Raw genomic sequence first — 11221 nt, forward strand, 5'->3', positions numbered from 1 at the left:
GGCGATCACCTTCAGCCTTGTTTCCACGGGCAAAGGCGGCACCCGCGAGGGTCGCGTCTTGTCACGCTTGAGACCGGCCACGCCCTCATCGAGATACCGCTGCTGCCAGCGCCAGACCGTGGGTTTCGACGTGCCCGCGCGTCGCATAATCTCGAACGTGCCATGACCGTCCGCTGTGGCCAGGACGATCTCGGCCCGCCAGACAAGCTTGCGCGCAGTGTTGCGGTTGCTGATCAGGGCTTGAAGCTCAGTACGGTCGGCGGGGCCAAGGTAAAGGCAGATGTCATGGCGTCTCATGCCTCAAATATGGCACATCACGTTGCCGATGGGAATCTCCTGTCAGGTGGAGAACACTAGCCATGGCCGAAACGCTGGCCGAACGGCATCCCGATGCCGGGCTCTGGCCCGCTGATCCAGCCGCCCGGGCCACGGCGCGCTGGCTATGTGTTGCGATGGCTTCCGGCTTCGGCGCGCTGCGCGGAGCCTGCCCGATGCAATTGCAACATGTGTGGGAAGGGTTCGACCCGGATGCCGACACCCGGCAAGACCTAGAGCGCATCGAAGACTTGTGGCGACATGCCCGCAGCCAGCCGCGCAGCGCAGGGCCGTGGCTTTTCGGGGCCTACTCGCTCGCTGACGTATTCTATGCCCCGGTTGCCGCGCGGATCGTCGGCTATGACCTGCCTGTCTCGGCTGATGCGCGGGCCTATTGCGACGCCACAATCCATGATCCGGCCTTCAAAACATGGCGCGCTGCCGGGTTGGAAACCGCGTATGAACCGTTCCCCTATGAGCTTGGTTTGCCCAAACGGGACTGGCCCGTCGCTACGGCGGCCTAAGACCTGCATTAACCATTCCTAAACCCGTCTTGCCTATCGATTAACCATAGCAAGGCGGGAGAGTGGGCAATGGTATCGCGGGCCTATACGGTCGCATTTCAGGGGGTTGAGGCGCGCATTGTCGAGGTGCAATGCGCGGTCACTGCGGGCCTGCCCGGTTTCTCTATCGTCGGACTGGCGGACAAGGCCGTGTCAGAAGCGCGCGACCGGGTGCGCACCGCGCTCAGTGCCATGGCCATCGCCTTGCCGTCAAAACGCATCACCGTGAACCTTTCCCCGGCAGACCTGCTCAAGGAGGGCAGTCACTTCGACCTGCCCATCGCACTGGCACTTCTGTCAGCGCTCGACATCCTGCCAGAGGACATCACCCAGAATGTGGTCGCCTTGGGAGAGCTTTCGCTTGACGGTACGCTCATGCCGGTCGTCGGCGCCCTCCCCGCGGCGATGGCTGCCGCCACCCACGACCGCAGCCTCCTATGCCCCGCAGGATCGGGAGCAGAGGCCGCTTGGGTCGGCAACACACAGGTCATCGCCGCGGCCAATCTAGGCGACGTTGTTCGCCACTACACAGGCCAAGTGCCGATCACGCCCGCAGAACCGGGGGAAGTGCCATTGACTGCGGCAGGCCGCGATCTACGCAAAGTCAAAGGTCAGGAACGCGCCAAACGCGCGCTGGAAATCACCGCCGCCGGACGGCACCACCTAATGTTGGTCGGCACGCCGGGTTCGGGCAAATCCATGCTGGCCGCGCGGCTGCCGGGCATCCTGCCGCCGCTTACCGCGACCGAGGCGCTGGAGACGTCGATGATCCACTCCCTCGCCGGGCTTCTAGATGAGGGGGGCATTTCCCGCAGCCGCCCCTTTCGCGAGCCGCATCATACGGCCTCGATGGCCGCCATCATCGGCGGCGGACGCCAAGCGCGACCGGGTGAGGCATCCCTCGCGCATAATGGCGTGCTGTTCATGGATGAGTTTCCAGAGTTCAATCGCACAGTCCTCGAAACCCTGCGCCAGCCGATCGAAACTGGCGAGGTCATGATCGCGCGCGCCAACGCCCATGTGAAATACCCCTGCCGCTTCATGCTGGTGGCCGCAGCAAACCCGTGTAAATGCGGATATCTGCCCGATCCGGCCCGCGCCTGCGCCCGCGTCCCGGCCTGCGGCGAAGACTACCTAGGCCGCATTTCGGGCCCGCTGATGGACCGTTTCGACCTGCGTGTCGACGTGCCCCCCGTCAGCTACAGTGACCTCAACCTGCCCGCCAACGGCGACACCTCTGCCGAGGTTGCGGCAAGGGTCGCTGCCGCGCGGGCGCTCCAATCAACCCGCTACGCCCAGCATGACGGCATATCGGCCAATGCCGACGCGGCGGGGGAATTGCTCGAAACCGTCGGCAGCCCGGATGCGGAAGCGCGCGACCTGCTGCTGCGCGCGGCTGAACGGTTTTGCCTCTCCGCGCGTGGATATCACCGGGTCATGCGCGTGGCCCGCACCATCGCCGATCTCGAGGGTGCCGCCGAGGTGCGCCGCCCCCATATGGCCGAAGCGATCAGCTTTCGCCTGCCCGATCCGGCGGCAAGGCGCTGATCCACTCGGCGAGGGTCGCAAGGGTCTCGCGCGCCTCCGGCAGGTGGTTTTGGAACAGCGGCCAAACATGCGGCAGATCATGGACCTCTTGAAAGGTGACCGGCACCTGCGCGTCGCGCAAACGGGCCGCAAAGCGGCGGCTGTCGTCACGTAGGATTTCGCTGTCACTCACGGTAAGCCAGACCGGCGGCGCCCCTTTGAAATCCGCGAGGATCGGACTTGCCCGCGGGCTCTCTGCGCTCTGCCCCCGCAGATATAGCCGCGCCATCTCTGCCGCGCGGGCGGCGGGCAACAACACGTCACTTTCGGCATTCTGCGTGAAGCTCGCGCCGGAAAAGGTCATGTCCAACAAGGGGGAAAGCCCGAAGACGCCCGCAGGCAGCGCCGCGCCTTCGCGGCAAAGCTCCGCCAAAAGGTCAAAGACCAAAGCACCGCCCGCGCTGTCGCCGCCAATCACGATGTCCCGCGCGGCGATGCCTGTCCGACACAGCGCGTCCCAAGCCGCGCGGATGTCTTCCGCAGGTTTGGGAAAGGCCGCCTCCGGCACCCGCGCATAGCGCGGCAGCACCGCCTGCGCGCCCGTCAGCAGCGCCAAACGCGCGACCATGGCACGATGGGTTTCCGGGCTGCCGAAGACAAATCCGCCGCCATGGACGTAGAGGATCACGCGACCATTCGAAGGGCCCTGCGGCGTAAGCCACAGCACCGAACCCGCCCCCGGCAAGCCCCGCCATTCGGCGAAGACATCGCGCGGCCCTTTAAAAAAGAGCCGCGCCTGCATCTCCATCGTGGCCCGCAGCATTTGAGGGTTTGCGCGGGCCAACAAAGGCTTCTCTGTCAGGCGCAGGCAGCGGTTCAAAAGATGCTGGCGCAGGCTCACCCGCGGCGGGCCTCGATCGCCTCCCAGATTTTGCCAGCGATATTCTCGCCGTCGAACCGTTCCAGTTCCTGAATGCCGGTGGGGGAAGTCACGTTGATTTCGGTCAAATAGTCGCCGATGACATCGATACCGACGAAGACCTGACCCTTTTCTTTCAGCAATGGGCCAATGGCGGCGCAAATCTCCAGATCGCGCTCGGTCAGCCCGACCTTTTCCGGTCGCCCGCCGACATGCATATTCGACCGCGTTTCGCCTTCCGCCGGTACGCGGTTGATCGCTCCTACTGGCTCCCCGTCCACAAGGATGACGCGCTTGTCGCCTTTCGACACGGCAGGCAGGAATTTCTGAACGATCAGCGGCTCCCGAGAGAAACCGGTGAACAGCTCATGCAACGAGGTAAGGTTGCGGTCATTGGCATCCAGCCGGAACACCCCGGCGCCGCCATTGCCATAGAGCGGCTTCAAAATCACATCGCCGTGCTTCACCTTGAAGGCTTTGATGGTCGATAGATCCCGCGCAATGGTGGTGGGCGGCGTCAGGTCGGGGAAATCGAGAACCAATAGTTTCTCGGGATAGTTGCGCACCCAGAAGGGATCGTTGACCACCAATGTGGTGTCTTTCAGCCGATCCAGCAAATGGGTCGAGGTGATGTAATGCATGTCGAAGGGCGGGTCTTGGCGCAGCCAGACCACGTCGAAATCGGCCAGATCGACCTCACGTTCACCTCCGAACTGGGCATGATCGCCCAGCACGCGCTGTACGGTAAAATCATAGCCCCGCGCGGTGATCCGCCCCTCTTGGTACGCCAGATGATCGGGTGTGTAAAAGAACAGCTCATGCCCCCGCGCCTGTGCTTCTTCGGCCAGCCGAAAGCTGCTGTCGGCGTTGATGTTCACGTCCCCGATCGGGTCCATTTGAAAGGCGATTTTCATCGGCGTCCCCCGCTGCTTACCTTGTCGTGATCCGACCCGGACCGACGGTGCAGGCGTTTGGGATCGCTTCTTAGATGGCGCAGCAGGGGCCTATGCGCAATGGGTCAGCCGTAGCCAAAAGCGTTTTCGATGATTTCCGTGGCTCCCTGCCCATCGACAAGCGCCACGTCAAAGCGCACTTCGGTCAGGCTGCCAGCAGGTTCACCGGCAAGGAATTCTTCGGCAGAGCGGTAGATGCGCTGCATCTGTCGGGCAGAGAGGCTTTCAGCGGCACGCGCAAAACTTCGGCTTTGCTTCACTTCGACAAAAATCAAGGCAGCCCCATCGCGCAGGATCAGGTCAATCTCTCCGGCGCGGCCACGCCAGCGGCGGCGCGCGATGGCAAAGCCGCGTCTTTCGTAGTCTTGCGCGATCCTATTTTCGGCTGCGATCCCGGCATGATAGGCTATGCGGCCTCGTTGGCGCTTGGCCGCAGTTCGCATCATTCCTGTGTCACCCTGCGCCATGTTCGTTACTCCGACTGTTGTCCTAACTTTTGCCGAGCGCCAATGCCGCCTGATAGACTTGCCGCCGTGGCAGGCCATGGGTCTGCGCCACCAAATCGACAGCGTCACGCATCGACATCTCTTTAAGCGCCCGTTGCAAATCTGTTTCTAGGTCAAGGTGATTAACAGACTCTGAACGGCTTCGATCAATAAGAACGACCACTTCGCCTTTTGGCGTTTGGGCCTGATAGGTCTCTGCAAGATTTTCAAGCGTATCGCGTTGAATTTCTTCGAACTTCTTGGTCAACTCTCGGCACATGGCTGCCTTACGCCCCGCGCCCAGCGCGGTTGCCGCATCGCGCAGCATGGCCCCAAGCCGTTTGGGTGATTCGTAAAACACCAAGGTTCCCGGCACGTCGCGCAGCTTTTCCAGTGCCGCGATCCGTGCGGATTTACTATTGGGCAGGAAGCCTGCGAAGAAAAACGCATCCGTCGGCAGGCCGCCCAGCGCCAGCGCGGTCAGCACCGCCGAGGGCCCCGGTGCGCAGGTCTGCATCACCCCCGCCTCGGCGGCGGCACGGCTAAGCTCGAAGCCCGGATCGGCGATCAGGGGCATGCCCGCCTCTGACGCATAGGCAACCGATTTGCCCTCGCGGATGGCCGCGATAAGCCGCTCTTGCACGGATGGGCCGCTGTGGTCGTGCAGGGCGATTACCTTGCGTCCATTGAGCGGCACCCCGTGGATTTCCATAAGCCTGCGCAGGCTGCGCGTGTCTTCGGCCGCCAGCAGATCCGCCGCGGCGAGCGTGTCCAGCGCACGCAGCGTGATATCGCGTGCGGTGCCGATTGGGACGCCCACGAAATAAAGTCCTGGGGCTAGAGCTGTCTTGAGGAATTTCAACGCTGGACCCGCCTTTCGCAGTGACTATGATCGCGGCCATGTTCCGGCGACCGTCGTCGTCTTGCCACCACCGGGGAGTGAATACAAATGATTGCCTGTTTCCGAGCCTTCCGCAAGAAGATGCACCTGCTCTTATTGCCTCTATTCGCGGTCCTGCTGGCGGCCTGTCAGCCCGTCGCCATCGGCGGCGCCAATTCCGGCGGCCCGCGCATTGACCCCTCTGCCCCCGTTCCTGTCGCGCTTTTGGTGCCGCGCGGTGGCTCTGCTAGCGATGAGTTGCTGGCCAAAAACCTTGAGAATGCAGCGCGTCTTGCGATGCGCGACCTTGGCGGCGTCGAGATTGACCTGCGCGTCTATGGCACCGCGGGCAACGCCAGCAAAGCCGCTGCCGCTGCCTCTCAGGCGGTGAATGAAGGGGCCAAGATCATCCTCGGGCCGGTTTACGGCGAGGCGGCCAATGCGGCCGGCGTGGCGGTGGCCTCTTCCGGGGTCAATGTGATCTCTTTCTCGAACAACCCGACCATCGCGGGCGGCAATGTCTTCGTGCTTGGGCCGACCTTTGCCAATACCGCCAACCGTTTGGTGAGCTTTGCCAAGCGCAATGGCAAAGACAAAATGGTCGTGCTGCATGGTCAGGACCTTGCCGGTCAACTGGGCCGCGATGCGATTGTTCAGGCGATCAGCGCCAATGGCGCGACACTGGCGGGCACCGTAGATTACGCGCTGAGCCAAGAGTCGGTCGTGGCTGCCGTGCCGCGGGTCAAGGCGACGATCGAAGGCAGTGGCGCGAATGCGCTGTTCCTCACAACGTCCTCGGCCAGTGCCCTGCCACTTTTCGCAGAGCTGCTGCCCGAAGCTGGGATCCAATCGGCGACCACACAATATGTCGGCCTGACCCGTTGGGACATCCCGCAGCAAACGCTGGCCCTACCCGGCGTGCAGGGCGGCTGGTTTGCCCTGCCCGACACAGCGGCAAGCGGTGCCTTCTCCAACCGCTACAAAGCGGCCTATGGCAGCGACCCCCATCCTTTGGCCGGGCTGGCCTTTGACGGGATCGCGGCGATCGGGTCCTTGGTAAAGAGCGGCAAATCCAACGCGCTTTCCGGTGCGGCCCTCACCCAAGGGGCGGGTTTCCAAGGGGCCAGCGGCATCTTCCGTCTGCGCCGCGATGGCGCCAATGAACGTGCGCTGGCCGTGGCCACGATCCGCAACAACCGGGTTGTCGTGCTAGACCCAGCGCCGCGCGGCTTTGGCGGGGCTGGTTTCTGAATTGGACCTCGCGAAACCGACAACAACATCAGGCGCGCGTCGACACCCGCGCCTGATTTGCGCGCCCGAACAAATCTTTGACGATACAGCCGTCTGGCAGGCCCTTTCGCAACGCGACAGCACGTTGGAAGGTGCCGCGCTGAGGGCCGAGATCGTCCCCCTCATCCAAGAAGCCCAGCAGGCAGGCCGCAAGGCAATCGCCGCGGGCTTTGCGGAATCGCCCTTTGATGCGCGGGCGATGACCTCTTCCTACACCTATCTCACCGACCAACTGCTGCGCTGCGTCTTGCAGATCGCCACGCAGGTTCTGCACCCCAATCCGAACCCGACCGAGGGTGAACGGCTCGCCATGATCGGCGTGGGCGGCTATGGCCGGGGAGAGATGGCGCCCTTTTCCGATGTCGATCTGCTTTTCCTCATCCCCTACAAGGCCACCGCTTGGTCGGAGAGCGTGATTGAATCGATGCTCTATATCCTGTGGGATTTGAAGCTGAAGGTAGGTCACGCCACCCGCACCATCGAAGATTGCCTGCGGCTTGGGGCCGATGACTACACCATCCAAACCGCTCTGCTGGAGAACCGGTTCATCGATGGCGATCTCACCCTTGCCCAAGAGCTTTCCGAACGCCTTAAGAACGACCTCTTTTCGGGCGCCGGGAAGGATTTCATCGAAGCCAAGCTGGAGGAGCGCGACAACCGCCACCTGAAACAGGGTGAGCGCTATATGGTCGAGCCCAACGTCAAGGAAGGCAAAGGCGGGCTGCGCGATCTGCATTCACTCTTTTGGATTGCCAAGTTCATCCATGACGTGGACCGGGTCGCCGATCTGGTCGATCTCGGTGTCTTTCGCGCCGATGAATACGACACCTTCCGCGAGGCCGAGGCCTTTCTCTGGGCCGTGCGCGGGCATCTTCACCTGATTGCAGGTCGCGCGACGGAACAGTTGACCTTTGACATGCAGGTGCAGGTTGCCCAAGCGATGGGCTATCAGGATATCGGGGGCCGGCGGGGCGTCGAGATCTTCATGCAGGCCTATTTCCGCCACGCAACGGCGGTGGGGGATCTGACCCGTATCTTTGTCAGCGGGCTTGAAGCGTCGCATATGAAGGCCGAGCCGCTGCTGGAGCGCATCTTTCGCCGCCGCCCGAAAATGCGCGAAGGGTTTCAGGTGGTCCACAACCGCATCGCGCTAAAAGACGACCAAGAGTTTCTGCAAGACAAGTTGAACCTGCTGCGGATCTTTGAAGAAGCGCTGCGCACGGGGATGCTGATCCACCCGGACGCAATGCGGCTGATTAAAGCCAACCTCGCGCTGATCGACGATGACATGCGCCGCACACCCGAGGCGCGGCGCATCTTCCTTGATCTGCTGTTGAAACACGGCAATCCCGAACGCTCTTTGCGGCGGATGAACGAATTGGGCGTCTTGGGCGCCTTCATCCCTGAGTTTGAGCCCATCGTGGCGATGATGCAGTTCAATATGTACCACTCCTACACCGTGGACGAACATACCATCCAGTGCATTGCCAACCTCGCCCGGATCGAAAAAGGCGAGCTGGAAGAAGAACTGCCCGTTGCCTCTTCGATCCTGAAGCGCGGGGTCAATCGCAAGGTGCTTTATGTGGCACTGCTGCTGCATGACATCGGCAAAGGGCGACCCGAGGATCATTCGATCATCGGCGCGAAACTCGCGCGGCGCATCGGCCCGCGGCTGGGGCTGAAACGCGATGAGGTCGACACCGTGGAATGGCTGGTGCGCTACCACCTGCTGATGTCCGACATGGCCCAGAAACGCGACATCGCCGATCCGCGCACGGTGCGCGATTTTGCCAAGGCGGTACAGACGGTCAAACGGCTCGACCTGCTCTGTGTGCTGACGGTCTGCGACATTCGCGGCGTCGGGCCGAACACGTGGAACAATTGGAAAGCGGTGCTGATCCGGGCCCTCTATCGCCAGACCGAGCGGGCACTTGAAACCGGGCTTGAAGACCTCAACCGTGAGAACCGGGGGGCGGAGGCCAAGAAAGCCCTGCGCGCCGCGCTTTCCGACTGGCCGCGCAAGCTTTTGCAGCAAGAGACCGCCCGCCACTACCCGCCCTATTGGCAGGGTCTGCATGTCACCGCCCACGTCGCCTTTGCGGAACTGCTGCGCGACATCGGCAACGATGATATCCGCATCGACCTGCACCCGGATGAGGATCGCGGTGCCACCCGCGCCAGCTTTGTCATGGCCGATCATCCGGGCATCTTTGCCCGGCTTGCGGGTGCGCTTGCACTGGTCGGAGCCAATGTCGTCGACGCGCGCAGCTATACCACCAAAGACGGTTTCGTGACCGATGCCTTCTGGATTCAGGACAGCGAAGGCAACGCCTATGAAGCGTCGCGTCTGCCGCGCCTGCGCGACACAATCGAAAAGACCCTGCGCGGTGAGATCGTCGCCCGCGATGCGCTGAAATCGCGCGATAAGGTCAAGAAACGCGAACGCGCTTTCAAGGTGCCGACCCATATCACTTTCGACAACGAAGGGTCTGAAATCTATACGATCATCGAGGTCGACACCCGCGACCGGCCCGGCCTTCTTTATGATCTGACCCGCACCTTGGCTGGCTCAAACGTCTATATTGCCAACGCCGTCATCGCGACCTTTGGCGAGCAGGTGGTCGATACCTTCTACGTCAAAGACATGTTCGGCCTGAAATACTATACCGAGGCCAAGCAGCGGACCTTGGAAAAACGTCTGCGCGAAGCGATTGCCGCAGGGGTTGAGCGGGCCGAGGGCTAGGGTTCCTTCGGCACGCTTTGACTGGCAAAATCCCGCCACCCTCTATTTCCGCGCTTTGCTTTTGACATGGGATCCTCAAAATCCCTTTCAACCCGGCAGAAGCGCGGGATTCCATGAATGAGGGACTTATGAGCGTCACACGCGCAGCACTGCCGAACCGGGGCCTGATGGCCCTTTGCGCCACACTTCTTTTGACGGCAGCCTGCGCCAAAGCGCCTGACATCCCGCAGCCCTATGATTTCTCAGGAATAGATCCGCAGCGCCATTTCATGGCCGTGCAGACAGCCCAAGACATGCGCGCCAAGGGCCAGCGCGTTTGGTGCGTGCCCTTTGCCCGCAATGTCAGCGGCATCCAGATTCGCGGCAATGCAGAGACATGGTGGGACAAGGCCAAGGGGCTTTATCCACGCGGCAATGAGCCGGTCGTTGGCGCCGTCATGGCCTTTAGCGGGACCAGCTCGTTGCCGATGGGGCATATCGCTGTGGTTTCCGATGTCGTCTCGCCGCGCGAAATCCGGGTGGATCACGCCAATTGGAAACGCAATCAAGTCTCGCTGAAGATGGCCGTCATCGACGTGTCGGACAGCAACGACTGGTCCGCGGTACGGGTCGAAAGCCAGCCCGGCGCCTTTGGCAGCACCTATCCTGTTAACGGCTTTATCTACCCGACCGGCGGATAAGCGTTGTACCGCCAAAGCGGGGTAAGCGGCCCATCAGGGCCAATCACCCCGCATTGCACCGGATGAGCCGCCACGCTAGGGATCACCCAGCGCAACCTAAGGCTCTCCCAATGAAACCTATCCGTCTTATGTCCGGCTTCTTTACCGTTGGGGTCTGGACCCTGCTGAGCCGCGTGCTCGGCTTCCTGCGCGAAGTACTGCTTCTGTCGCTCATTGGCCCCGGTCCGGTGATGGACGCCTTCGTCGCCGCCTTCCGCCTGCCCAATATGTTCCGCCGCTTCTTTGCCGAGGGCGCGTTCAACGCCGCCTTCGTGCCGATGTTCGCCAAGAAGCTAGAAGGCGAGGAAGGCGCTGGCAAATTCGCCCGCGATGCCTTCAACGGATTGGCGCTGGTGGTGCTGGCGCTGACCGCCTTGGGCATGATCTTCATGCCCGGGTTGGTCTGGCTGACCGCCGAAGGCTTTGTCGGCGACCCCCGGTTCGACATGACGGTCGCCTTTGGCCGCATCGCCTTTCCCTATATCCTGTGCATGTCACTCTCGGCGCTGTTTTCCGGCATCCTGAACGCCACCGGACGCTTTGCCGTGGCCGCCGCCGCGCCGGTACTGCTGAACATCTTCGTCATCGCCGCCATGACCTTTGCCGCCCTCACCGGGGGCGAAGTCGCGCTCTGGCTGATCTGGTCGATCCCAGTGGCTGGCGTGGCGCAGCTTGCCCTGACTTGGCGCGCCGCGGCCCAAGCGGGCTATCCGCTGCGCCCCTCCCGCCCGCGCTGGACCCCCGACATGCGCGCGATGATCGTCGTCGCCCTGCCCGCCGCGCTGGCCTCGGGCGTGATGCAGATCAACCTCGTGGTGGGGCAACTG

General features: G+C 62.5%; 11 protein-coding genes. 6 read left to right on the forward strand and 5 right to left on the reverse strand.

Features of this window, described 5'->3' with window-relative positions:
• Window positions 1-297: helix-turn-helix domain-containing protein (locus A3722_RS21630; RefSeq protein ID WP_150120575.1), on the reverse strand; the 297-nt coding region annotated here is incomplete at its 3' end.
• A 62-nt stretch (window positions 298-359) separates the two neighbouring features.
• Here A3722_RS21630 and A3722_RS21635 point away from each other — a divergent pair.
• Window positions 360-839 (forward strand): hypothetical protein, encoded by a 480-nt coding sequence (locus A3722_RS21635; RefSeq protein WP_201722092.1) that lies wholly within the window; start codon window positions 360-362, stop codon window positions 837-839.
• Window positions 840-908: 69 nt separating this feature from the next.
• A complete protein-coding gene (locus A3722_RS21640; RefSeq protein WP_067623789.1) occupies window positions 909-2426 on the forward strand; it encodes a YifB family Mg chelatase-like AAA ATPase in 1518 nt (505 codons plus the stop codon).
• Here A3722_RS21640 and A3722_RS21645 read toward each other — a convergent pair.
• From A3722_RS21645 to rsmI, 4 genes are all read right to left on the reverse strand, one after another.
• The gene (locus tag A3722_RS21645) at window positions 2389-3306 is read right to left on the reverse strand and encodes an alpha/beta hydrolase (protein ID WP_067623786.1); all 918 of its coding nucleotides are present in this window, start codon (window positions 3304-3306) and stop codon (window positions 2389-2391) included. The genes A3722_RS21640 and A3722_RS21645 overlap by 38 nt on opposite strands.
• Window positions 3303-4238: a glutathione synthase gene (gene gshB, locus A3722_RS21650; RefSeq protein ID WP_067623785.1), complete on the reverse strand. Its 936-nt coding sequence runs from the start codon at window positions 4236-4238 to the stop codon at window positions 3303-3305. The genes A3722_RS21645 and gshB overlap by 4 nt, the downstream gene beginning before the upstream one ends.
• 104 nt (window positions 4239-4342) lie before the next feature.
• A complete protein-coding gene (locus A3722_RS21655; RefSeq protein ID WP_067623798.1) occupies window positions 4343-4720 on the reverse strand; it encodes a YraN family protein in 378 nt (125 codons plus the stop codon).
• A gap of 46 nt (window positions 4721-4766) precedes the next feature.
• The gene (rsmI, locus tag A3722_RS21660; RefSeq protein ID WP_067623782.1) at window positions 4767-5624 is read right to left on the reverse strand and encodes a 16S rRNA (cytidine(1402)-2'-O)-methyltransferase; all 858 of its coding nucleotides are present in this window, start codon (window positions 5622-5624) and stop codon (window positions 4767-4769) included.
• 87 nt (window positions 5625-5711) lie between these two features.
• Between rsmI and A3722_RS21665 the strand changes: the two genes are divergently transcribed.
• The 4 genes from A3722_RS21665 to murJ all read left to right on the forward strand — a co-directional run.
• Window positions 5712-6893 carry a penicillin-binding protein activator gene (locus tag A3722_RS21665; RefSeq protein WP_067623778.1) on the forward strand — a complete coding sequence of 394 codons (1182 nt, stop codon included), beginning with the start codon at window positions 5712-5714 and terminating at the stop codon, window positions 6891-6893.
• A gap of 1 nt (window position 6894) precedes the next feature.
• Complete coding sequence (locus A3722_RS21670) at window positions 6895-9675, forward strand: [protein-PII] uridylyltransferase (RefSeq protein WP_067623796.1); 2781 nt, start codon at window positions 6895-6897, stop codon at window positions 9673-9675.
• Between the two features lie 128 nt (window positions 9676-9803).
• The gene (locus A3722_RS21675) at window positions 9804-10355 is read left to right on the forward strand and encodes a CHAP domain-containing protein (protein ID WP_067623775.1); all 552 of its coding nucleotides are present in this window, start codon (window positions 9804-9806) and stop codon (window positions 10353-10355) included.
• A gap of 110 nt (window positions 10356-10465) precedes the next feature.
• The coding region (gene murJ, locus A3722_RS21680; RefSeq protein ID WP_330220244.1) for a murein biosynthesis integral membrane protein MurJ at window positions 10466-11221 on the forward strand (756 nt) is incomplete at its 3' end.

Origin of the sequence: Sulfitobacter sp. HI0027, assembly GCF_001634775.1 — a bacterium.
Lineage (GTDB): Bacteria > Pseudomonadota > Alphaproteobacteria > Rhodobacterales > Rhodobacteraceae > Sulfitobacter.